This is a genomic window from Nonomuraea sp. B5E05 (assembly GCF_039880665.1).
Classification (GTDB): domain Bacteria; phylum Actinomycetota; class Actinomycetes; order Streptosporangiales; family Streptosporangiaceae; genus Nonomuraea.
The window spans coordinates 60,893-82,674 of the sequence record NZ_JBDPMJ010000020.1 but is presented as its reverse complement, the minus strand read 5'-3'; the positions used below and the strand labels follow the sequence as shown (position 1 = coordinate 82,674).

General features: G+C 70.2%; 22 protein-coding genes. 12 read left to right on the top strand and 10 right to left on the bottom strand.

From position 1 onward, the window contains the following. The first annotated feature begins 113 nt into the window (after positions 1–113). The 4 genes from ABGB01_RS31640 (at position 114) to ABGB01_RS31625 (ending at position 4,276) form a co-directional block, all read left to right on the top strand. Complete coding sequence (locus ABGB01_RS31640) at positions 114–311, top strand: DUF5999 family protein (protein ID WP_347777161.1); 198 nt, start codon at positions 114–116, stop codon at positions 309–311. Further along, complete coding sequence (locus tag ABGB01_RS31635; RefSeq protein WP_347777160.1) at positions 308–727, top strand: ATP-binding protein; 420 nt, start codon at positions 308–310, stop codon at positions 725–727. The genes ABGB01_RS31640 and ABGB01_RS31635 overlap by 4 nt, the downstream gene beginning before the upstream one ends. 70 nt (positions 728–797) lie before the next feature. Then, complete coding sequence (locus ABGB01_RS31630; protein WP_347777159.1) at positions 798–1,772, top strand: FkbM family methyltransferase; 975 nt, start codon at positions 798–800, stop codon at positions 1,770–1,772. A gap of 143 nt (positions 1,773–1,915) precedes the next feature. Beyond that, positions 1,916–4,276, top strand: coding sequence for a LuxR C-terminal-related transcriptional regulator (locus ABGB01_RS31625; RefSeq protein WP_347777158.1), 2,361 nt, complete (start codon positions 1,916–1,918; stop codon positions 4,274–4,276). Between the two features lie 23 nt (positions 4,277–4,299). Here the strand turns inward: ABGB01_RS31625 and ABGB01_RS31620 are convergent, their stop codons facing one another. Further along, the gene (locus ABGB01_RS31620; protein WP_347777157.1) at positions 4,300–4,767 is read right to left on the bottom strand and encodes a hypothetical protein; all 468 of its coding nucleotides are present in this window, start codon (positions 4,765–4,767) and stop codon (positions 4,300–4,302) included. Positions 4,768–4,915: 148 nt separating this feature from the next. On the opposite strand from ABGB01_RS31620, the gene ABGB01_RS31615 reads away from it, so the two are divergent. The 6 genes from ABGB01_RS31615 (at position 4,916) to ABGB01_RS31590 (ending at position 11,262) form a co-directional block, all read left to right on the top strand. Next, positions 4,916–5,320: a nuclear transport factor 2 family protein gene (locus ABGB01_RS31615; RefSeq protein ID WP_347777156.1), complete on the top strand. Its 405-nt coding sequence runs from the start codon at positions 4,916–4,918 to the stop codon at positions 5,318–5,320. A 471-nt stretch (positions 5,321–5,791) separates the two neighbouring features. After that, a complete protein-coding gene (locus ABGB01_RS31610) occupies positions 5,792–6,046 on the top strand; it encodes a hypothetical protein (protein ID WP_347777155.1) in 255 nt (84 codons plus the stop codon). 540 nt (positions 6,047–6,586) lie between these two features. Further along, positions 6,587–8,293 carry an enoyl-CoA hydratase-related protein gene (locus ABGB01_RS31605; protein WP_347777154.1) on the top strand — a complete coding sequence of 569 codons (1,707 nt, stop codon included), beginning with the start codon at positions 6,587–6,589 and terminating at the stop codon, positions 8,291–8,293. A gap of 14 nt (positions 8,294–8,307) precedes the next feature. Beyond that, positions 8,308–9,837, top strand: coding sequence for a UDP-N-acetylglucosamine 1-carboxyvinyltransferase (locus ABGB01_RS31600; RefSeq protein WP_347624399.1), 1,530 nt, complete (start codon positions 8,308–8,310; stop codon positions 9,835–9,837). Between the two features lie 70 nt (positions 9,838–9,907). Then, complete coding sequence (locus tag ABGB01_RS31595; RefSeq protein WP_347777153.1) at positions 9,908–10,960, top strand: tyrosine-type recombinase/integrase; 1,053 nt, start codon at positions 9,908–9,910, stop codon at positions 10,958–10,960. Positions 10,961–11,010: 50 nt separating this feature from the next. Next, the gene (locus ABGB01_RS31590; RefSeq protein WP_347624403.1) at positions 11,011–11,262 is read left to right on the top strand and encodes a helix-turn-helix transcriptional regulator; all 252 of its coding nucleotides are present in this window, start codon (positions 11,011–11,013) and stop codon (positions 11,260–11,262) included. Between the two features lie 146 nt (positions 11,263–11,408). On the opposite strand, the gene ABGB01_RS31585 is transcribed toward ABGB01_RS31590, so the two are convergent. The 4 genes from ABGB01_RS31585 to ABGB01_RS31570 form a co-directional block, all read right to left on the bottom strand. Continuing rightward, positions 11,409–13,352 carry a S9 family peptidase gene (locus tag ABGB01_RS31585; protein ID WP_347777152.1) on the bottom strand — a complete coding sequence of 648 codons (1,944 nt, stop codon included), beginning with the start codon at positions 13,350–13,352 and terminating at the stop codon, positions 11,409–11,411. 111 nt (positions 13,353–13,463) lie between these two features. Then, the gene (locus tag ABGB01_RS31580) at positions 13,464–13,760 is read right to left on the bottom strand and encodes a DUF952 domain-containing protein (RefSeq protein WP_347777151.1); all 297 of its coding nucleotides are present in this window, start codon (positions 13,758–13,760) and stop codon (positions 13,464–13,466) included. Further along, positions 13,757–14,311: a GNAT family N-acetyltransferase gene (locus tag ABGB01_RS31575; protein ID WP_347777150.1), complete on the bottom strand. Its 555-nt coding sequence runs from the start codon at positions 14,309–14,311 to the stop codon at positions 13,757–13,759. The genes ABGB01_RS31580 and ABGB01_RS31575 overlap by 4 nt, the downstream gene beginning before the upstream one ends. A gap of 62 nt (positions 14,312–14,373) precedes the next feature. Beyond that, positions 14,374–14,697, bottom strand: a complete 324-nt coding sequence (locus tag ABGB01_RS31570; protein ID WP_347777149.1) for a multidrug efflux SMR transporter — start codon at positions 14,695–14,697, stop codon at positions 14,374–14,376. A gap of 205 nt (positions 14,698–14,902) precedes the next feature. On the opposite strand from ABGB01_RS31570, the gene ABGB01_RS31565 reads away from it, so the two are divergent. Beyond that, positions 14,903–15,856 carry a radical SAM protein gene (locus tag ABGB01_RS31565; protein ID WP_347777148.1) on the top strand — a complete coding sequence of 318 codons (954 nt, stop codon included), beginning with the start codon at positions 14,903–14,905 and terminating at the stop codon, positions 15,854–15,856. 55 nt (positions 15,857–15,911) lie between these two features. Further along, on the top strand, positions 15,912–16,640 hold the full coding sequence (locus ABGB01_RS31560) for a phytanoyl-CoA dioxygenase (RefSeq protein ID WP_347777147.1): 729 nt from the start codon (positions 15,912–15,914) through the stop codon (positions 16,638–16,640). Here the strand turns inward: ABGB01_RS31560 and ABGB01_RS31555 are convergent. The 5 genes from ABGB01_RS31555 to ABGB01_RS31535 form a co-directional block, all read right to left on the bottom strand. Continuing rightward, on the bottom strand, positions 16,555–16,959 hold the full coding sequence (locus tag ABGB01_RS31555; protein ID WP_347777146.1) for a sugar phosphate nucleotidyltransferase: 405 nt from the start codon (positions 16,957–16,959) through the stop codon (positions 16,555–16,557). The two genes, ABGB01_RS31560 and ABGB01_RS31555, sit on opposite strands and share 86 nt — an antisense overlap. Before the next feature lie 28 nt (positions 16,960–16,987). Next, on the bottom strand, positions 16,988–17,488 hold the full coding sequence (locus tag ABGB01_RS31550; protein ID WP_347777145.1) for an N-acetyltransferase: 501 nt from the start codon (positions 17,486–17,488) through the stop codon (positions 16,988–16,990). Between the two features lie 5 nt (positions 17,489–17,493). Continuing rightward, on the bottom strand, positions 17,494–18,684 hold the full coding sequence (locus tag ABGB01_RS31545; protein ID WP_347777144.1) for an Ig-like domain-containing protein: 1,191 nt from the start codon (positions 18,682–18,684) through the stop codon (positions 17,494–17,496). A gap of 129 nt (positions 18,685–18,813) precedes the next feature. Continuing rightward, positions 18,814–21,027 (bottom strand): ATP-dependent RecD-like DNA helicase, encoded by a 2,214-nt coding sequence (locus tag ABGB01_RS31540; protein ID WP_347777143.1) that lies wholly within the window; start codon positions 21,025–21,027, stop codon positions 18,814–18,816. 256 nt (positions 21,028–21,283) lie between these two features. Then, entirely contained in the window at positions 21,284–21,691 is a 408-nt protein-coding gene (locus ABGB01_RS31535) for a hypothetical protein (protein ID WP_347777142.1), read from the bottom strand. Positions 21,692–21,782: the final 91 nt, after the last annotated feature.

Genomic DNA, 21,782 nt, shown 5'->3' with positions numbered 1-21,782 from the left:
GCGGAAATAGGTACTCATATGGGGATTTTTCACCTCTTCCTTGGGTGGGTGGAGGAAGCACGCTGGTCCCATGAGCTCAATCCGCTGAGAAGCGGGAAGCGAGGAACGAAGTCATGTGCCAGCACCAGCCACCATGTCCCCCCGCGGACTCCGCCGGCCGCGAGGCCGCGCGCCTTGTGGCATACCACCCCGAGCAGGGATGGGGTCTGCTGTGCAACGGGGTCGTCTTCTTCGACGACACCGGCGAGCTGCTGCCCGACGGCCGCAGCGTCATCCCCTCCGCCGCCACCTGCGCCGGACAGGCATCATGAACGCGACGGCGACCTGGACCCTGCCGCCACGACACGCGTCCGTGCCGCGCGCCCGCCACGCCGTACGCGCGCAACTGCTCGCCTGGGGCCTGCCCCACGGCAGCGACGCCGCCGAACTCCTGGTCAGCGAACTCGTCACCAACGCCGTACGCCACGCCCGCGGCCCCATCCGGCTGCGCCTGTCACTCACCGGCGACCTGCTGCGCTGCGAGGTCGAAGACACCAGCCCCGACCTGCCCCACCTGCGCACGGCCGGCCACGACGACGAGACCTCACGCGGCCTGCACCTGGTGGAGGCCATCGCCTCCGGCTGGGGCAGCACCCGCACCCGGCGCGGCAAGCGCGTCTGGTTCGACCTGCCACTCCCGCAACAGGCCGACGACGACACCCTGACACTCGAGGCGCAGGCCTGCTGACCGCCCACCCGGCCGCACCAATCCCGGGCATCGGCGCTCATCGGACCGCCGACTGCACCAGACTCACACCATGACCTCCAGCAAACACCTCCGCAAGAAAGTCGCCATCACGGTCATGCGAGCGGCCAGAGCCGCCAACCGCAGCACCATCACCCGCACCCTGCTCCGCGGCCGAAGCGTCCGCCGCCTCCCCCTGGTCAACCGCCTCTACCACACCGTGTTCCGGCTCGGCGTCACCACCTCCGACCACGACGCCGAAGCCCACTACCGCGGCGTCGTGCTCACCGGCCCCGCCTGGGACGCCACCATCATGCCCTCGGTCTCGGCCGGCTACTACGAAGAATTCGAAGTCACCCTGTACGAACGACTGGCCGCCGCAAGCCGCACCATCCTCGACATCGGCGCCAACATCGGCGTCTACGCCTGCACCGGCGCCACCCACCTGCCACCCGACGGCACCCTGATCGCCTTCGAACCCGTCCCCGAGAACCTCGGCTACCTGCGCCGCAACGTCGACCGCAACCACCTCACCACCCGCGTCACCATCGAACCGATCGCCGTGGGCGCCGCACCCGGCGACCTGACCGTGCACCTGTCAGGCGAGCAGTCCGGCAAACACTCCGCCGCCGCCGCCAACGTCGGCACCCCCGCCGGCACCGTCACCATCCCCATGACCTCCGTCGACACCTACCTCGCCCGCCACGACCTCCCCCCACCCGACATCATCAAAATCGACGTCGAAGGCTACGAAGGCTTCGTCCTGCACGGCGCCGCCGAAACCCTCACCGCCCAGCCCACCCTGCTGTTCGAACTCCACCCCCAACTCCAGGCCAACTGCGGCTACTCCGCCGGCGAACTGCTCGACCTCATCTTCGCCCACTACCCCCGGGTCTTCCTCGTCGACGAACTCGACAACGTCCTGCGGCCCGCCACCCGCGACAGCCTCGACACCCCAGGCGCGATCGGCCTCTACCGCTCCAACCTCGTGGCGATCGGCCGGCAACACCACCTCGACGCCCTGCGCCCCTGGCACGCCACCCCATGAACCACGCCACCGCCATGAAAGGGTCAAAAACCGGCCACGGGGTCCCGACCACGCACCCGGCACCAGCGGCCGGCACATACGGTGGGTTACGACGACACGGCTCCGGCGCCACGCGAACCCGCCGGCCGGTCGCCCCACACACCATGACAGCGGTGACGACCACCACCTCCAGGGAGCAGCGAACGAACAGGCTCCCGGCAGAGGTGACCAGCTTCATCGGACGCCGGCACGAAGTGGCCGACGTCAAGCGACTCCTGGCCGCATCCAGAGCCGTCACCCTCACCGGCGTCGGCGGCGTCGGCAAGACCCGCCTGGCCCTGCGCGTCGGCCAGGACCTGCGCCGCTCCTTCCGCGACGGCGTATGGCTCGTCGAACTCGCCTCCCTGCACCAGCCCGCCATCCTCGCCGAAAGCGTCGTCGAAGCCCTCGAGATCCGCGGCCACACCGCCGCACCCCCCATGCAGGTCCTCACCGACCACCTGCACGACAAGCAGGCCCTGCTCATCCTCGACAACTGCGAACACCTCGTGCACGAATGCGCCGTCCTCGCAGAAACCCTGCTGCGCGCCGCCGGCGACCTGCGCATCCTCGCCACCAGCCGGCAAGCGCTCGGCATCGCCAGCGAACAGGCCGTGCCCGTGCCGCCCCTGTCACTGCCCGACGGCCACACCCCCCGCCCCACCCTCGACACCCTCAACCAAGGCGACGCCGTCCGCCTGTTCGCCGAACGCGCCCGAGCCGTCCTGCCCACCTTCGCCGTCACCGAGGACAACCGCGACGTCATCACCCGCATCGTCCGCCGCCTCGACGGCCTGCCCCTGGGCATCGAACTCGCCGCCGTCCGGCTGCGCGCCCTGTCGGCACAACAACTGCTCGACCGGCTCGACGACCGATTCCGCCTGCTCAACGCCGGATCACCGGCAGAACTACCCCGACACCAGACACTACGAGCCCTCATCGATTGGAGCTACGCACTGTGCTCGGACAAAGAACGACTGCTGTGGGAACGGGCCTCGGCCTTCGCCGGCAGCCTGGACCTGGAAGCGGCCGAGACGATCTGCTCCGGCCGCGGAATCAGCCGCCACGACGTCGTCGACCTGGTGATCGGCCTGGTCGACAAGTCCGTGCTGATACGCGAAGACCACCCATGCGGCGTCCGCTACCGGATGCTGGAAACCCTGCGCGCCTACGGCCGCGAACGCCTGACCGCCTCCGGCCACGACGACTGGCTGCGCGAACGGCACGCACGTTATTACCGCGACCTGGCCGCACGGGCCCGAGCGGACCTGTTCGGCCCCCGGCAGGTGCACTGGCTCACCCGCCTGCACCTCGAACACGCCAACCTGCGCACCGCCCTGGAAGAGTCCTGCAACGGACCGGACGGCGCGTCCACCGGCCTGACCATGGCCACCGACCTGCTCTACCACTGGACCACCAGTTATTACCTGGCTGAAGGCCGGCGCTGGCTGGAACACGGACTCACCGCCGACGACGTCCCCGACGACGTACGCGCCTGCGCCCTGTGGGCCGGCGGCTGGCTGGCCATCATCCAGGCCGACAAACCCGCCGCCACCACCATGCTGCACGCCAGCCGCCGCGCGGGGGAGCGGCTGCACAACCAGCACGTCCTCGGCTACGTCGCCCTGTTCTCCGGCATGATCGCCATGTGGGAGAACCGCACCGCCGACGCCGTCACCCTGTACGAGCAGGCCCTGGCCAAGCACCGCGCCTGCGGCGACCCCGCCGGCACGGCACTGTCACTCATCCGGCTGACACTGGCCCGCTCCTACACCGGCGACACCGCCTCCGCCATGGCCGCGGGGGAGGAGTGCCTGGCCCTGTGCGAGAACCACCACGAAAGCTGGCACCGCGCGTACGCCATGATGGCGCTGGGCGTCGAGGTGTGGCGGCAAGGAGACCTGCGGCGCGCCACCGACCTCGAACAACAGGCACTGGCGATCACCCGCAGCCTGGGCGACTCCCTGGGCATCGGCATCACCCTCGAAGCGCTGGCCTGGATCGCCGCCTCACAACGCCGCCACCAGCGCGCCGCACGCCTGCTGGGCATCCTGCAGACGGTGTGGGCCACCGTCGGGGCGCCCCTGTCCGGATACGGGCACCTGGCCGGCTACCACGACGCCTGCGAGGAAGAGACCCGCAACACGCTGGGGGAGGCGGCGTTCGACACGGCCGTACGGCGCGGCGCCCGCATGCCGCTCGACGAGGCGCTGGCCTACGTCCTGCAAGAGGAGCCGCCCAGCGGCCGCGGCGACGGCGGCGAGCGGCGGACCCGGCTGACCCGCCGCGAAAGCGAGATCGCCCAGCTCGTCGCCCGCGGCCTGACCAACAAGGAGATAGCCGCCTCGCTCGTCATCTCACAGCGCACCGCCGAAGGCCACATCGAGCACATCCTGACCAAACTGGGCTTCAGCTCCCGCTCCCAGATCGCCGTATGGGTGGGAGAACGCACCAGAGCCGGCGACACCACCACACGGGGGGAGTGACACCGCGAGCCGCGCCCGACCCGTCAATGCACGTGACCGCCGCCGGAAGGCAACTCGAACCACGCCACCTGCCCGGAAACGCCCCAGCAACAGGCCAGCCGGGCCAGCAGCGACTGGTGCGGCGCAGGACCCGGCCGCGCCCCAGGACCGGCGAAGACACCCGTCACCTCGCAGCGCAGCAACCCGTCGTCCACCCGCAGCGCCAGCCTGATCCGGCCGCCGCAGCGGCGCAACGCGTCGGCGACGAGCTCACCCACGAGCAACTCGGCCGCCTCCGCCTGCCGGTGCAGACCCCACGCCGACAGCCGGGCCGTGGCCAGGCGGCGGGCGGCGGGCACCGCCGACGGCCGCGCCGACAACAACCACGACACCTCGCGATCCCGCCCCGCCCATCCGGTGCGCACAGCCAGTGCGTCGGCCATGGCCAGAAGCGCGTTACGGGAGGGGAGCCGTACGACGGGCGTCCTCGGGTCGCTTCCTCGCCGGTCCATGGCACGCACGTCGGTTCTCTCCCTCGAGGGCTGGTGAGCGGTCCTCACGTAGCTTGCCGCCGCACCCCCAACCACAAGACGGGAGAAATACCTATATGGGTACCTATTGGGCGCTACGTAGGCCGCAACCCCCACCACAATGAACACCATGAACACCCGCGCCGCAGCCCAACGCTTCGCCGACACCTGGCAACACGGCTGGACCCACCACGACACCGACGCCATCATCGCCCTCTACCGCGACGACGCCGTCCACACCAGCATGCCCTTCCGCCCACCCCACCAGGGCAAACCAGCCATCGCCGACTACATCACCTGGTCATTCAGCAGCGAAACCGACCCCCACGTCACCTTCGCCACACCCCTCGTCGACGGCGACCAGGCCGCCATCGAATTCCACGTCGACGCCCTCGTCGACGGTCAGGCCACCACCCTCGCGGGCTGCGTCCTCGTCCACTTCGACCCCGACGGACTCGTCGTGCGCACCCGCGACTACTGGCACGCCACCGACCGGCACCACGGCCCAGAAAACGGCCCAGAAAACGGCCCCTGAAGCCCAGCGAGCTAACGCGTCACCCGAACCGGCCCCGCACCCGCGGCGACCGGCCGCGCCGGCGCCGGAGCCTGCTGCGGCTCAGGACGCGCCACCCGCTGAGCAGCCGCCTCCTCGGCACGCCGCTCGGCGCACCCACCCGCGCAGTAGCCGTTCGACACGATCAGCCGCCCCCGCAACGCGGTGTACGCCTCCTTACCCGAAGCGGGCAGAACCCCCTGACACACCTGGCATAACACCGACTGGCTCCCCACGTGCTGCTCCTCTCGCGGCGCGAATAGCAGAATCCCCACATTAAGCGCGCCGACCTCACCGAGGAAGCGAATCGACAGGCCGTCAAGGCAGCATGTCAAGCCCGCGGGGAAGTCCCTCCAGCCACATGCATCCCGTTCTACTTGACATAATGTTCATTATCGAGCAACTACGAGAGCGGGCCGACTAAACCGTTTCGTCCCGGGAAGACGCCTTTCCATGTCACCCCTGGAGGTCACCACCCCGAGCCTCATCGCGCTGTCGGCCGTCCTCGCCGCCGCGGCCATCTGGTTGATCATCTGGACCGTCCGGCTCACCAAACGCCCGCGCAACCGGCCCAATCCCAGCACGGATCTTGTGGATCAGGCGCGGGAGCTCAAGGCGCTCGGCCAGATCCGTGAGGCCGTCTTTCTCGTGCGCGGTGAAACCGGCATGAGCCAGCGGGCCGCCTCGCGTTTCGTCAACCGGCTGTAGGTCCGGTGCCCTTCCGGGCGCCGTGCGGATCCGTATCTGATACCCGACAGAACAGGGATTCTGTCTGGTATCGGGTGTTGTGTCCTGGTTTTGTGCTGATTGTTCCCTGGTCGGCAGGCAAACAGGGCCCGGCCGTGCGCGCCGGGGTTCGCCCGTTGCCCCGGCCGTCCGCGTCCGGGAGGCTCCTGCGGCGCGTGATCGTGTCCGCGCCGCCGCGTCCCGCCGCGAGGGGACGCCGCCCCGCTCCCCTGCTTGCGGCGGGACGCGGGCCCGCTCCCCCGGAGTGATCGCCGAGGGGTGTGTTCACGTCGCAGAGCGTGATGTTTGTGGGCAAATAGGACTTATCGGCGCTGGTCAGGCGGGTTATTTGCGGTGAAGTGTCAGCGGTGGTGTGAGTTTCGTGTCAGCATCGATGGCATGTATGGGTCATATGGGATGGACTTTATCGTCCGAGACCGGTGGGTTCACCCGTCCGGCTGAGTCCGGTCCCCCGTGCCCGTGTGTCGTGTCGTCTCCCCTTGTCCTGAAAGAAGTACCGCGTTGCGTATCTTGCTGCTCTGCTCCGCGTTCAATGGCCTGACCCAGCGTTCCTGGCTGGCTTTGCGGCGCGAGGGTCATGAGGTGAGTGTCGAGCTGGCCGTCTCTGAGCAGGCCATGGTGGAGGCGGCCGAGCTGGCGAAGCCGGATCTGGTGATCTGCCCGTTCTTGAAGGAGCGGGTGCCGGCGGCGTTGTGGCAGGGGCACCGTACGGTGATCATTCATCCTGGTCCTCCTGGGGATCGTGGGCCGTCGTCGCTGGATTGGGCGATCGTGGACGCCGAGTCTGAGTGGGGGGTGACGGCGTTGCAGGCGGTGGAGGAGATGGACGCGGGTCCGATCTGGGGGTATCGGATGTTCGCGATGCCGGCGGAGCCGCCGCGTAAGTCGGCGTTGTACAACGGGCCGGTGGCCGATGCGGCGGTGGAGCTGGTGGTGGAGGTGGCGGGGAAGGCGGCGGACGCGTCGTTCGTGCCGGTGCCGCTGGATTATCGTTCGCCTGAGGTGCGGGGGCGGTTGCGGCGGGCGATGCGGCATGCGGATCGGGAGTTCTCCTGGTCGGAGCCAGGTGAGGAGATCGTGCGCCGGGTGCGGGCGGCGGATGGGTCGCCGGGTGGGCGGACGGTGTTGTGTGATCTGCCGGTGCGGGTGTTCGACGTGTATCGGGGTCCGGAGTTGCCGGGTGGGGTGCCGGGTGAGGTGGTGGCGCGGCGTGAGGGGGCCGTGCTGGTGCGTACGGGGGACGGTTCGGTGTGGGTGGGGCATGTGCGGTTGGAGCGTGAGGGGGCGGTGAAGTTGCCGGCGGCGATGGCGTTGGGTGAGCTGGTGGCGTCGGCGCCGGAGCGGTCGGGGTACAGCGAGATCACGTATGACCGTAGTGATGGTGTGGGGGTGGTGAGTTTCGACTTCTACAACGGGGCGATGTCGACGGAGCAGTGCCGGCGGCTGGCGGCGGCGTTGCGGTATGCGGCGGCGCAGGATACGCGGGTGCTGGTGGTGCGGGGTGGGGAGGTGTTCTCCAATGGCATTCATCTGAATGTGATCGAGGCGGCGCGGCATCCGGAGTTGGAGGCGTGGATGAACATCAATGCCATCAATGCGGTGTGCCGGGAGATCGTGGGGTGTACGGGGCAGCTGGTGGTGACGTCGGTGGGCGGCAATGCCGGTGCTGGCGGGGTGATGATGGGGTTGGGTGCGGATCGGGTGATCGTGCGTGAGGGGGTGGTGTTGAATCCGCATTACCGGACGATGGGGTTGTTCGGTAGTGAGTTCTGGACGTATGTGTTGCCGCGTCGGGTGGGTGCGGAGCAGGCGTTGCGGTTGACGCAGGAGGCGTTGCCGATCGGGGCGGCCGAGGCGGTGGAGCTGGGGCTGGCGGACAGGATGCTGGCGGGGTCGCGGTTGGATTTCGAGCGCCGGGTGCTGGAGTACGCGGAGCGGCTGGCGGTGGATCCGGGTTACGATCGGTTGCTGGCGGGGCGTCGGGCGGCGCGGGAGGCGGATGAGCGGCGTAAGCCGTTGGATGCGTTCCGGGCTGAGGAGCTGGCGGAGATGAGCCGGGACATGTTCGATGATCAGAATGGGTTCCGGGCGGCTCGGCGGGCGTTTGTGCACAAGGTGAAGGCTGAGGCGACGCCGGAGCATCTGGCGGTTCATCGGGGGTTGTCCGGCGCGTCGTCGGTGTCGGACGCGGAGGCATCTCATATGTGAGATATGGTTCCGGTGTGACAGATGATTATCTTGTGCGGATCGGCCGGTTGATCCGGGATGCGCGTCAGCATCGTGGTTGGACGCAGCTGCAGTTGGCGGATGCGCTGGCGACGAGTCAGAGTGCGGTCAACCGGATCGAGCGCGGCAACCAGAACATCAGTCTTGAGATGATCGCCCGGATCGGCGAGGCGCTCGACAGTGAGATCGTGTCGCTGGGTTATGCCGGGCCGATGCATCTGCGGGTGGTGGGCGGGCGGCGGCTGTCGGGTTCGATCGATGTGAAGACGTCGAAGAACGCGTGTGTGGCGTTGTTGTGCGCGTCGTTGCTGAACTCGGGGCGGACGATTCTGCGTAAGGTGGCGCGGATCGAGGAGGTTTACCGGATTCTGGAGGTGCTCGCGTCGATCGGGGTGCGGGCGCGGTGGATCAATGAGGGCAGTGATCTGGAGATCGTTCCTCCGGCCCGGTTGGAGCTGGAGGCGATGGATACGGAGGCCGCCCGGCGCACCAGGAGTGTGATCATGTTCCTGGGGCCGTTGATGCATCGGACGGAGCAGTTCCAGATTCCGTATGCGGGTGGGTGTGATCTGGGGACGCGCACGGTGCAGCCGCATATGTCGGCGTTGCGGCCGTTCGGGCTGGACATCACGGCGACGGGCGGGTTCTATCACGCGCGGGTGGATCGGGGGGTGTCGCCGTCGCGGCCGATCGTGCTGACCGAGCGGGGTGACACGGTGACGGAGAACGCGCTGCTGGCGGCGGCGCGGCATGACGGGGTGACGGTGATCCGCAATGCCTCGTCGAACTACATGGTGCAGGATCTGTGCTTCTTCCTGGAGCAGCTCGGGGTGCGGGTGGAGGGGGTGGGGACGACGACGCTGACGGTGCACGGGCTGGCCTCGATCGAGCGGGACGTCGACTACTCCCCCTCCGAGGATCCGGTGGAGGCGATGAGCCTGCTGGCGGCGGCGGTGGTGACGTCGTCGGAGCTGACGATCTGCCGGGTGCCGGTGGAGTTCCTGGAGATCGAGCTGGCGGTGCTGGAGGAGATGGGGCTCGACTGCGACCGGGGGCGCGAGTACGCCGCGGCCAACGGGCGGACACGGCTGGTGGATCTGACGGTGCGGCCGTCGAAGCTGGTCTCCCCCATCGACAAGATCCATCCGATGCCGTTCCCGGGGCTGAACATCGACAATGTGCCGTTTTTTGCGGCGATCGCGGCTTCGGCGCAGGGGTCGACGCTGATCCATGACTGGGTCTATGACAACCGGGCGATCTATCTGACGGAGCTGACGCGGCTGGGGGCGTCGGTGAAGTTGCTGGATCCGCATCGGGTGCTGGTGGAGGGGCCGACGCGGTGGCGTAGCGCGGAGATGATGTGCCCGCCGGCGTTGCGTCCCGCGGTGGTGGTGCTGCTGGCGATGATGGCGGCGGAGGGCACGTCGGTGCTGCGGAACGTGTATGTGATCAATCGGGGTTATGAGGATCTGGCGGAGCGGCTGAACGCGCTGGGGGCGCGCATCGAGACGTTCCGCGACATCTAGCGTTTGTGTCGGTGCCGGCCGCTACGGTCTTGCTCGGATCTTGTCGTGTCCAGCGAGAGGGTGGTGGCCGGTGCGGCCTGCGGAGCTCGACCGGGTGACGGTGGCGGAGGCGGCTGACCGTTATGTGGAGTTGGTGCGGGCCAGGACGGTGACGGGGGCGTTGTCGCCGTCGACGGCGGAGGTTTACGCGCGGGACGTGGCGACGCTGGTGGAGCTGGCGGGCGAGGCCACGGTGCTGGATGATCTGACGGGCGCGGACGTCGATGCGATCCTGCTGGCGTTCGCGCGCCGCCCGGACGGCAGGCGCGCGGCGGGCCGGACGGGCTCGGGCTCGGGTGCGCGGGGCGGCGGGCAGTCGGCGGCGTCGCAGGCGCGGTTTCGGCGGTCGATCTCGGCGCTGTTCAAGCATGCGGCGCTGGCCGGGTGGGTGCAGCTCAATCCGATGACGGGGTCGGCGGTGACGGCCAAGGAGCGGGGCGGGTTGCGGCCGCAGCGGCGGGCGTTGACGCGGGAGCAGGCGCAGGGGCTGATCGGGGCGGCGCGGGCGGTGCCGGACGTGGCGCCGGCGGGCAAGCGGCGTGATCAGCGTACGGAGTTGCGGGATGCGGTGATCGTGTTGTTGCTGGCGACGGTGGGGCCGCGGGTGTCGGAGCTGGTGCGCGCCAATGTGGAGGATTTCTTCACCAACGACGGGGTGCGCTACTGGCGGATCTTCGGCAAGGGCGGGCGGACGCGGGATGTGCCGTTGCCGGAGGATGTGGCGCGGGTGCTGCAGGAGTATCTGTCGCGGGGGCGGCCGGCGGTACAGGACAAGGCGTTGTTGTTGTCGTGGCGGGGGCGGCGGCTGGCGCGGGGGGATGTGCAGGCGGTCATCGACCGGGTGCAGGCGCGGGTCGACCCGGATCAGCGGCGGTCGGTGACGCCGCATGGGCTGCGGCACACGACGGCGACGCATCTGCTGGCCGACGCGGTCGACATGGACGCGGTGCGGCGGGTGCTGGGGCACAGTGACCTGTCGACGTTGGGGCGTTACCGCGATGAGCTGCCGGGTGAGCTGGAGGTGGCGATGCGGGCGCATCCGCTGCTGCGGGGCGAGCCGGGCGGCCCGCGCGAGTCCGGCTGAGCCCTTCGATAACTATACCGGTATTAGTATCCGGGTATAGAGTGGTGGCCATGGTGCGACCTCCGCTGACCCCTGAAGAGCGGCTCCGTGGTGAGCAACTCGGCTCGACCCTTCGGCAGGCCCGCGGCGAGCGCAGCATCGTCGAGGTCGCGGCGGCCGCGGGCATGTCCGCCGAAACGCTCCGCAAGATCGAGACCGGCCGCATCGCCACCCCCGCCTTCTTCACCATCGCCGCCCTGGCCGACGTGCTCGGCATCTCCCTCGACCACCTGGCCGTCCGCTCCACGCCCGCCCCCACCTGATCCCCCCCGGCCGGCGGGCCCTACCGGCCGGAGCGTGGACTCCGGCTCGGCCATCGCGTCCTCGGGCGGCATGATCGGCCGCAAGCCAGGGCGTCGGGCCCCAGCATGCTCGTCCCGGTGGCGTCCACGCAGAGCCGCTCCAGGCGTCAGCCGGGATGTGACGTGGGGCCGGCGAGCCATCGGTCGAACCACGCGCGGGTGCGCCGCAGCACGTCGATCTGGTGGCTGCGTTCCTGGATGGAGTGGCCCTCCCGCGGATAGACGACGAACTCGTGCTCGATACCGAAGCGTCGCAGGGCGCGGTGGAAGTACGTGGCCTGGCCGACCGGCACGTTCGTGTCGTCCTCACCATGCAGGATCAGCACCGGCGTGCGGATTTCCGAGGCGTGGGAGATGGGGCTGAGCCGGTCGTGGACGTGTGGGCCGGCTCCTTCCCAGCCGCAGCTCCCGCTGAGGCCTGCCTCCAGGACTCCCCAGTCGCCGGTTGCGACGAGCATGCCCCAGTCGCTGATGCCGGCACCCATGACCGCGGCGTTGAACCGGTTTGTCTGCCCGATGGCCCACGCGGTCATGAACCCTCCGTGGCTCCATCCGCCGATCCCGAGCCGGTCCGGATCGGCGATGCCGTCGGCGATCAGCAGGTCGATGCCGCTGAGGATGTCCGTCCATTCGTCCATGCCGACCGCGCCGGCGACGGCCGCCGCGAAATCGTGGCCATGGCCCTCGCCGCCCCGCGGGTTGGGCAGGAAGACCGCATACCCTGCGGTCGCAAGCCATTGCCCCGACGGGAGCACGTCGAGCAGGAAGCGGTCGGCGTACCTGTCGTACGGGCCGCCGTGCACCAGCGTGATGAGCGGGAACGGGCCGTCGCGACGGCTCCTTCCGGCCGGCAGGATCAGCAGCCCGTCAAGGTCCAGCCCGTCGGACGCCTTGTAGGAGAGGCGTTCCTGCCTTCCCCACTCGATCTCGCGCAGCTCCGGCCTGGTGTCGCTGAGCTGCGCGAGTCGATCGGCAGGCCGCCCGGCGTGGACGTTCAGCGGCTGGTACGCCGTGCTCGCCGCCGCGGCGACCACCTCGCCCGCCTTGCTCGCGGTGAGCCAGGCGACCAAGCCCTCTGCGGAACGTACCGGCTGAAACCGCCGCGTTCCGGGATCGAGCCGGTAGATCGCGGTGTCGAGCCCGTCGGCGAACAGTGCCAGTGGCGGTCCGGCCGCGACCTGCGTCAGGCCGGACGGGCAGACGGTCATGCCGCTGGTCAGGTTGCGGTGTTCTCCTGGCGAGCCGAACTCGGGCATGGCGAGGTCGAAGACGGCCCGCCCCCCGACCGGCCCGGGGAGGGTCGTCGCCAGGTAGCACAGGTGCCAGGTGCCGTCTGCGCTCCACCAGGTGGGCGAGGATGCCTGCGCAGCGGCACTGCCGAGCGCCTGGACCTTGCCGGTGTCCAGGTCGACCGCATGCAACTCGCAGGACAAGCAGCCGGGGTCGGGCTCCGGGGTCGCCCAGCTGAGTAGTGCGAGGGGGCCGCCATCCGGCCGCTGCGCCAGTTCGACGACATGCCTGTCACCGAGTCCGTTCACCATGCGCGCCCGCCCGGAGTTCAGCTCGAGCAACCACAGTCGGCCATAGGGCACCCGCTCTCCCCACACCTTGGCGTCGTCGCGTTCGGCTGTCCTGCGCTCGTCCTCATGGGTCGGCGGCTCCGCGGCCACTACCGCGATCTGCCGGCCGTCGGCGAGCGGAAGGTGGTCGGAGATCCCTGCCTGCCAGGCGGTCAACGTCTCCGCCTCGCCGCCCTCGAGGGATATCCGGTGCAACTGGATGGTGCCTCGCCGCGCCCGATCCGATCCGAAGAAGAGCGAGGTTGAATCCGGCGCCCAGCGCGGGATGAAGTCGCGCGCCGTTCCCGCGGTCAGCTTCCTGGGTGGAGAGCTTTCGTCAGTCGCGGCAACCCAGATCGCACTGCTGGGATGGTCCTCTGATCGCCCCACCGGGGCGAGCGTGTAGGCGACCCAGCGACCGTCCGGGGAGATCACCGGATGCAACGGTCTGGCACCGTCCACGACCAGGTGCGGCGTGAGCTTACCCAGCAAACTCGTCCTCCAGCGTCAAAGGTGGCGATCGGCGCAACAACGATCATTCCTGCATTCTCGAGGTCGCTACCGCCGTCTTCTGCGCTTGGCTTCCTCGAAGTCCGGGAGAGGTCAGGGGGTGAAGGGGAGGACGGCGGTGACCGCGCTGACCGGCAGGGGGCCGTACAGGTGGGGGAAGCCGTTTTCGAGGCGCACGTCCAGGCCCGCCGGGTCGATGTCGAGGACGAGCAGCGGCTCGGTGACGTCGGTGTAGAAGGCGGAGTGGACGCCGCGCAGCTGGGCCAGGTCGCGGCTGCAGTGGATGAAGCCGACGTCGTCGAGCGAGCGGCCCAGGGTTGAGACGCGGTACTCCCCCGCCTGGCGGGCGCTGTGCCAGTCGGCGCGCAGGGCGAGGTGGTGGATCGTCATGGGGTCCATTCGCGGTCGAGGATGGCGTAGACCGCTTCGCTGACCCACGCGCCCTTGACGATCTCGCTGTCGATGAAGGTGGCCTCGTGGCGCATGCCGAGTTTTTCCAGGACGCGGGCGGAGGCGGTGTTGGCGGCGTCGAGGCGGCCGATGACGCGGTGCAGGCCGAGGCCGTCGAAGGCGAGGCGGAGCAGGGCACGGCCGGCTTCGGGGGCGTAGCCGTGGCCGTGGTGGTCGGGGTGCAGGACGTAGCCGATCTCGCCCTGGCGGTTGGGCTTGCTGGTCCAGATGAGCAGGCAGTTGCCGATGAGCTCGCCGCTGTCGCTCAGGGTGATGGCCAGGTCGAGCGCGTCGCCCTCGTCGAGGAGGGCGACGCGGGCGATCCTCTTGTCGAGGAAGGCACGGCTGGCGTCGCGGTCGCGGGGCCCCCAGTAGAGGTGGCGGGTGACCTCGGAGAGGCTTTCGTAGGCGTGGACGGCGTCGAGGTCGCCGGGGGTGAAGGGCCGCAGGGTGAGGCGGTCGGTGGTGAGGGGGTAGTGGGGTTTGAGCACGGGGGGCAGTGTAGGGATCGGTCGCGGGGGCGGCAAAGGGTTTTCCGTCGCTGGTGGCCGGGTCAGCGGGCGCCCGCGAGGTTGAGGACGACGACGCCGCCGATGATGAGCAGGATGCCGCCGATCTTGAGAGGGGTGAGGGTCTCCCCCAGGAACACGGCGCCGATCAGGGCGATGGCGGCGGTGCCGGCGCCGGACCAGACGGCGTAGGCGGTGCCGACCTCGAGGTGAAGTTTGAGCGCCTGGGCGAGCAGGACGAAGGAGACGATGTAGCCGGCGGCGACGACGACGCTCCAGCCGAGGTGGGTGAAGCCGTTGCTGAGTTTGAGCGCGGAGGTGGCCAGGACCTCGGAGGCGATGGCGAGGGTGAGCAGGAGCCAGGCCATGGGCGGTTGTCCCCCAGATGGTGAGCGGTGCGGGCGTACCACTGTAGGCCGGGCTCGTGGCGCGGCTCAGGGCGCGGGCCCGCGAGAGCCGGGCCGGGTCGTGGCGATGTCGTGGCGATGCGGCGGTGCGTCCGGTCGGCGGGGAGCGGGCGGGTGTGCGGGAATCGCTTGAAAACGCAGTCGAATGCGTGTTCCACTGGGGGGTGTGGCTTGGGACGCGCTTTCGCTGGTTGAGGCCGCCGACGATCGCCCGCTGATCGAGCGGCGCGCGGTGGTGCGCGGCGGCTTCTACGAGTTGCAGGCCCGCACGATGATCGAGCGGGTGCCGCAGGTCGCGGGCATCGCCCAGAGGTGGGCGCTGTCCCCTTACCGTGGTTGTGCTCATGCCTGTCTCGGGTGCGGCGCCCGTGGCGGGCACCGGCGGCTGGGGCTGGACGCGGGCGGCGATTTCGACACGCGCATCGTGGTCAAGCCCAACGCGGTGGCGCGGTTGCGGGCGGAGCTGGCGCGCTGGGACGGCCAGGAGCTGGCCGTCGGGATCAGCGGCGACTGCTACCAGGCGGCCGAGGAGACCTACCGGCTGATGCCCGGTGTGATCGCGGCGCTGGCCGGGGCGGGGGTGCCGTTCACCGTCTACACCAAGAGCGCGCTGGTGCTGCGCGACGCCGGGCTGCTGGCGCGGGCGGGGGCGAGGGTGGCGGTGTCGATCGCGTTCGTCGACGAGAGGATCCGGCGGGCGGTCGAGCCCGGCGCGCCCGGGGCGCAGGCGCGGCTGGAGCTGGTGTCGGCGCTGGTGGAGGCGGGCGTGGACTGCCGGGTGCTGATGGCTCCGGTGCTGCCGCTGCTGAGCGACGCGGCCGACCAGCTGACGGCCACGGTGCGGCGCATCGCGGGGGCGGGCGCGCGGGCCGTGGAGCCGGTGGTGCTGCGGCTGCCGCCCGGCACCCGGGCGTGGTACACGCAGTGGCTGGCGCGGGCGCATCCGCACCTGGTGGAGCGCTATGAGGAGCTCTACGATCGTGCGGGCCTGCCCTCCCCCGGCTACGAGGAGCGCATCACGGGGCAGATCGCCGGGCTGTGCCAGGTGTACGGGATGGCGTGCGGGGCGCCGCCGCCGCGGCCGCTCGAGCCTCGGGCGGCGCAGCTCGCCCTCGTGTGAGCTCAGGGGCGAAGCCTTCGGGAAAACGTTTGACGGCGCTGCTAGCGTGCCGGCCATGGAAGTCATCGATGTGGAGATGTTTGTCGAGCGCGGGTTCGCCAAGGTCGATGCGGTGGTGCCGCGCGAGGTGGGTGACGCCGCCAGGGCGCTGCTGTGGCAGCGCATCGGCCTGTCTCCCGACAACCCTTCGGGGTGGACCAAGCCGGTGGTGTGGACCGCCGACCTGACCGGTGAGGGGCCGTTCGGGCAGATCATGGGCAGTGAGCGGCTGCGCGCCGCGCTGGACGCGGTGGCCGGGCATGGCCGGTGGGTGCCGCGCGGCAGCGTGGGCAACATCCCGGTGCGGTTCCCGGGGGTGGCGCCGGCCGATGATCGCGGCTGGCACATCGACGCCAGCACCGTTCTGCCGGACGGAGGCTACGGGGTGAGCGGGCGTCCGCAGACGCTGCTGCTGCTGGTGCTGTTGTCGGAGGTGGGGCCGGGCGACGCGCCGACCAGGGTCCGGGCCGGCAGCCAGCGGGACGTGGCCGCCCTGCTGGACGAGCGGGTGCACGACCCGATAGAGCTGGGGCCGCTGCTGGACGCGGCCGGGCGGCAACGGCCGGTGGAACTGGCCACGGGCCTGCCGGGAGACGTGTACATCGTGCACCCGTTCACGGTGCACGCGGCGCAGGCGCATGAGGGTGAGCGGCCGCGGTTCATGGCGCAGGCGCCGGTGTTCCTGGCCGGGCCGCTGGCCCCGGGCGACGACTCCCCGCTGGGCAGGGCCGCGGGCTGGTCGTGACGGCCTGCCCGCGGGGGTGCGCGCCCACCGGGATGACCGTGAGGGGCAGGGACACCGTGCCGAGCCAGCCGAGCACCACCTCGGCCGGGTGGCCGCAGGAGATGACGACGTCGCTCACTCCCTCGGCCGCCGGCCGTTCCGGCTGGTGGCCGATGATGGGCAGGCCGGTGCCGGGAATCTCGACCATCGGCTTGGGCGGGGTGTCGGTGTAGGGGCGCCGGCGCGAGCCCTGCCCGCCGGCGAGGATCACGGCCTGCGTCACCGGCCGCGAGGCGGGCGGCGACGCACCGGCGGGCGGGATGAGATCGTCGATGGTCATGCTGGCCAATAGAGGAGGGCCGGCGGGTTCAGGTCACGCGGCGCTGCAGGAGCATGCCCGGCCACTCCCCCACGGTGAAGGGGGCCGTACGGGTGAAGCCGCAGCTTTCGTAGTAGGCGACCAGGCGGCCGTCGTCGCCGGCGTAGCAGTCGACGCGCAGCAGGCTCACGCCGAGCTCGCGGGCCCGCTCGTAGGCGTGGTCGAGCAGGGCCCGGCCGACGCCTTGCCCGGCGAAGGCCTGGTCGATGACCAGGCACTGGACGTACAGCTCGCTCTCGGCGGCGGGGGTGACGTAGTCGTGGGGGGCGCCGACGACCAGGCAGCCGGCGGGCCGGCCGGCGACCTCGGCGATGTGCATGCCGCCGCCTTCGGCCCAGCCGGCGATCTGCCGGGTGCGTTTGTCGTCGCCGGTGAACGGGCGGCTGCCCCACTGGCCGGTGCGGCCCTGCGAGACCAGCCAGGCCACGGCGCTGTCGAACATGGTCAGCACGGCGGGGACGTCGCCGCCGTCGCCTTTGCGGATGTGCATGGGGGTCAGGTCTTCTCCTTCAGGGCGCTGCCCTTCTTCCACTTGGAGAACGACAGTTGCCAGTAGCCCCAGCCGTTGTTCCATTCGAGGTCGCGGTCGGTGCCTTTGACATCGACGACGTCTCCGCGCTGGACGTTGTCGAAGAACCATTTGGCCTGGTCGGGGCGGGCGTTGATGCAGCCGTGGCTGACGTTCTGCCTGCCCTGCGCCCAGACGTTGTTCTTGGCGTGGACGTACTCGCCGGAGTTGGAGATGCGCACCGCGTGGTCGATCATGACGTCGTAGTACTCGGGGTCGCCCTTCTTGCGGCCCGGGGAGATCATGCGGACGGGGTGCGCACGTTCCATGGTCAGGTGCACGCCGGAGGTGGTGGTGTACTCGCGGGTGGTGGCCTTGCCGGCGCTGATGCGCATGGTCTTGACGCGCTTGCCGTCCTTGTAGACGTACATCATGTGCTTGGCGACGTCGACCTTGCTGATCTGCTTGGCGCCGATCTCGAGGTTCGCGGTGTAGTCCTTGACGCCGTAGAGGCCTTTGCCGCCCTTGACGCCGGTGATGTCGGCGTGGAACTTCACCCTCTGGTGGGCCGGCCAGTATTTGGCGGTGCGGTAGATGACCTTGTTGTCGGCGACCCAGCGCCAGGCGCCGTCGACGGGCTTTTCCGCCTCCACCTCGAGGGCGCGCTCGATGGCGGCCTTGCTGGTGACGGGCTGGTTGAACGTCACGATGATGGGCGCCCCGACACCGAGGGTCTCGCCCTTGGCGTTGGGGGTGACGTCGACGACCTGCAGCGCGCGCTCGGGCTTGGCGGTGGTGAAGCCGCTGGTGGAGGAGGTGGCGCCGGCCTTGGCGGTGACCGTGTAGTCGGTGGACGGCTTGAGCGGCGTCTTGGAGATCCACCTGGTCCTGTCGGCGTTGAAACGGCCCTCGACCGGCTCCTCGTCGCCCTCGACGGTCACGTCCTCCAGGGCGCCGCCGGAGGCCATGACGGTGATTCTTTTCTCCGGGCTGACCTTGGCGCTGCCCTCAGCAGGAGTGATCTTGATGGTGGGCGCCTGCGGGGTGGCCGAGGTGGTGGCCTCGGGCGCGTCGGGTGTTCCCGAGGGGGCGCCACCGGAGCATGAGGCCGTCAGCGCCGCCGCAGTGAGCAGCGCGAACGCGGTGGCGGGCTTCCTCCAAGTAGGCGCAGCGTTCAAGACATTCCTCTCCCATAAGGGCACTAAAGGCACCCCAAAAACCATAATGCTCCTGCATGTAAGACGACGAATGATTTAGGAGAGTTCGGTCACATTTCAATCACTTCTGCGGGGGTGATCAGCCGCAGGTCAGCGCGTTGCGAGGCGGTGGGTGAGGCCGGTGTGCCGGCGTCCCGCCCCCTTGGTGCGCACGGCCTGGGCCAGAGCCCGGCGCGAGCCGACGATCACGACGAGCTTCTTGGCGCGCGTGATGGCGGTGTAGAGCAGGTTGCGCTGCAACATCATCCAGGCGCTGGTGGCCAGCGGGATGACGACCGCGGGGTATTCGCTGCCCTGCGAGCGGTGGATGGAGACCGCGTAGGCGTGGGCCAGCTCGTCCAGCTCGTCGAAGGCGTAGTCGACCGCCTCGTCCTCGTCGGTCAGGACGGTCAGCTTGTGCTCGTCGGGACGGATGTCGGTGACGATGCCGACCGTGCCGTTGAACACCCCGGCCGCGCCCTTGTCGTAGTTGTTGCGCAGCTGGGTGACCTTGTCGCCGACGCGGAAGACACGGCCGCCGTAGCGGCGCTCCGCCATGCCTTCCCGGGCCGGCGTCAGCGCCTCCTGCAAGGCGGTGTTGAGCGCGCCCGCGCCGGCCGCGCCGCGGTGCATCGGCGCCAGCACCTGCACGTCGCGGCGCGGATCGAGCCGGAAACGGCGCGGGATGCGGCGGGCGACCACGTCGACCGTCAGCGCCGCGATCTCCTCCGGCTCCTCGCACGGGAACAGGAAGAAGTCCCCCATGCCCTCCAGCACCGGATGGTGACCGGTGTTGACCCGGTGGGCGTTGACCACGACGCCGGACTCCTGCGCCTGGCGGAAGATCTGCGTCAGCCGCACGCGCGGCACGTCCTCGGCGGCCAGCAGGTCCTTGAGCACCTCTCCGGCGCCGACCGAGGGCAGCTGGTCGACGTCGCCGACGAACAGCAGGTGCGCGCCCGGGGCGACCGCCTTGACGAGCTTGTTGGCCAGCAGCAGATCCAGCATCGACGCCTCGTCGACCACGACGAGATCGGCGTCCAGCGGGTTGTCGCGGTCGAAGGTGGCCTCGCCGCCCGGCCGCAGCTGCAGCAGCCGGTGCACCGTGGTGGCCTCGTGGCCGGTCAGCTCCGCCAGGCGCTTGGCCGCCCGGCCCGTCGGCGCGGCCAGGATCACCCGGGCCCGCTTGGCCCTGGCCAGCAGCACGATCGAGCGCACGGTGAAGCTTTTGCCGCAGCCCGGCCCGCCGGTCAGCACCGCGACCTTCTCCGTCAGCGCCAGGCGCACCGCCTGGCGCTGCTCGGCCGCCAGCTCGGCGCCCGTCTGGCCGCGCAGCCACTGCTCGGCCCGCTCCCAGTCGACGTCGGCGAACGCCTTGAGCCGGTCGTGGCCGTTGCCCAGCAGCCCCCGCAGGCCGGAGGCCAGCGACAGCTCGGCCCGCTGGAAGGGCGGCAGGTAGACGGCCGGCACCACGTTGTCGCCCGCGGGGATCGGCTCGCGCACCACGCCCTCGGCCGCCACCAGCTCCTCCAGGCAGGCGGACACCAGGTCGGCGGGCACCTCCAGGATCTTGACCGCGTCGCCCACCAGATTGGGGGCCGGCAGGTAGCAGTGGCCGTCGTCGGCGGCCTGCGACAGCGTGTAGCGCAGCCCGGCCATGACCCGCTCGGGGCTGTCGTGCGGGATGCCGACCGCCTGGGCGATGGTGTCGGCCGTCTTGAACCCGATCCCCCACACGTCGTCGGCCAGTTTGTACGGCTGGGTCCTGACGACGGAGATCGACGACTCGCCGTACTGCTTGAAGATGCGCACCGCGATCGAGGTGGACACGCCGACACCCTGCAGGAAGATCATCACCTCTTTGATGATCTTCTGTTCCTCCCAGGCGGCGGCGATCATCTTCGTCCGTTTGGGGCCGAGCCCCGGCACCTCGGCCAGGCGCCGCGGCTCCCGCTCGATGACCTCCAGCGTGTCGACGCCGAAATGGTCGACGATCCGCTCGGCCATCTTCGGGCCGATGCCCTTGATCAGCCCGGAGCCGAGATAGCGGCGGATGCCCTGCACGGTGGCCGGCAGCACCGTGGTGTAGGACCACACCTCGAACTGGCGGCCGTAGCGGGGATGGGAGGTCCAGCGGCCCCGCAGCCGCAGCGACTCGCCCACCTGCGCGCCCAGCAGCGGGCCGACGACGGTCAGCAGATCGGAGCCGGAACGCTCGGTCGCCACCCGGGCGATCGTGTAGCCGCTGGTCTCATCGGCGTAGGTGACGCGTTCAAGCACGGCGTCCAACGCCACGGCCGCCGAACCGTCTGCACCATGCGCCACGAAGACCTCACTCCCGAACCGTCGCAGGCCAGATTACAGCGGCCGCGCCGGCGTCCTTGAGCGCTCCCGCGGCGGCCGCCGCCCGCGCCAACAAGATCATCGGCCGGTCGCGGGGAGTCCGCCACCGGGGACGAACACGGGCACGGCACGAAGAAGGGCTCCGTCCCGCTGCCGGGACGGAGCCCTGGGTGACGTCCGGGTCATGGCCGGGGCGCCTCACCCCTCGCGCGCGGGGTGCGGCCCCTCGCTCACCCTGTCACGGACCGCCGGGAGCGCCACCGCCGCCGGGGGCGGGAGTGGTCGGGCTCTGCGTGGGCTTCGGCCGGGTGCAGCTGGTGAAGCCCTCGTTGTAGCCGTCCCGGAAGCCGCGCCGGAAGGCGCCGCTGCCGGAGATCTGCAGGTCGTGGTCCCTGCCGGCGCGGCAGTCCGCGCGGCCGTCGGCGAAGCCGTCCCTGCGGCCCGCGTTGTAGCGCCGCCTCTTGGCCCTGCGCCGCGGCGGCTGGGCGAGTTCTTCGGTGGCGCTGTGCATCGTGGTGGAGGTCGTCGCGGTGAGGTTCTGGGCGATGGACACGGCCGAGGTGTCCGAGGCAGCGGCCGGATCGACGGCCAGTGCGGCGATGAGCGCTGGACTGAGCAGCAGCACGCCTGCTTTGGAGCGCTTCATGCTTCCCCCCTTTTCTGCGGTCGCCGGGCCGGTGTGACGGTCGATGCCGTCGCCGTGGCCCGGCGTCTTCCGACAGCCTGGCGAATGCCTT

Bases quoted from the DNA above. Each gene is read 5' to 3' on its own strand.
- ABGB01_RS31590 (WP_347624403.1), top strand. From the start codon at position 11,011: ATGGTGCGACCTCCGCTGACCCCTGAAGAGCGGCTCCGTGGTGAGCAA.
- ABGB01_RS31635 (WP_347777160.1), top strand. From the start codon at position 308: ATGAACGCGACGGCGACCTGGACCCTGCCGCCACGACACGCGTCCGTG.
- ABGB01_RS31630 (WP_347777159.1), top strand. From the start codon at position 798: ATGACCTCCAGCAAACACCTCCGCAAGAAAGTCGCCATCACGGTCATG.
- ABGB01_RS31615 (WP_347777156.1), top strand. From the start codon at position 4,916: ATGAACACCCGCGCCGCAGCCCAACGCTTCGCCGACACCTGGCAACAC.
- ABGB01_RS31560 (WP_347777147.1), top strand. From the start codon at position 15,912: ATGGAAGTCATCGATGTGGAGATGTTTGTCGAGCGCGGGTTCGCCAAG.
- ABGB01_RS31620 (WP_347777157.1), bottom strand. From the start codon at position 4,767: ATGGACCGGCGAGGAAGCGACCCGAGGACGCCCGTCGTACGGCTCCCC.
- ABGB01_RS31640 (WP_347777161.1), top strand. From the start codon at position 114: ATGTGCCAGCACCAGCCACCATGTCCCCCCGCGGACTCCGCCGGCCGC.
- ABGB01_RS31570 (WP_347777149.1), bottom strand. From the start codon at position 14,697: ATGGCCTGGCTCCTGCTCACCCTCGCCATCGCCTCCGAGGTCCTGGCC.
- ABGB01_RS31535 (WP_347777142.1), bottom strand. From the start codon at position 21,691: ATGAAGCGCTCCAAAGCAGGCGTGCTGCTGCTCAGTCCAGCGCTCATC.
- ABGB01_RS31625 (WP_347777158.1), top strand. From the start codon at position 1,916: ATGACAGCGGTGACGACCACCACCTCCAGGGAGCAGCGAACGAACAGG.
- ABGB01_RS31550 (WP_347777145.1), bottom strand. From the start codon at position 17,488: ATGCACATCCGCAAAGGCGACGGCGGCGACGTCCCCGCCGTGCTGACC.
- ABGB01_RS31610 (WP_347777155.1), top strand. From the start codon at position 5,792: ATGTCACCCCTGGAGGTCACCACCCCGAGCCTCATCGCGCTGTCGGCC.
- ABGB01_RS31580 (WP_347777151.1), bottom strand. From the start codon at position 13,760: ATGACGATCCACCACCTCGCCCTGCGCGCCGACTGGCACAGCGCCCGC.
- ABGB01_RS31555 (WP_347777146.1), bottom strand. From the start codon at position 16,959: ATGACCATCGACGATCTCATCCCGCCCGCCGGTGCGTCGCCGCCCGCC.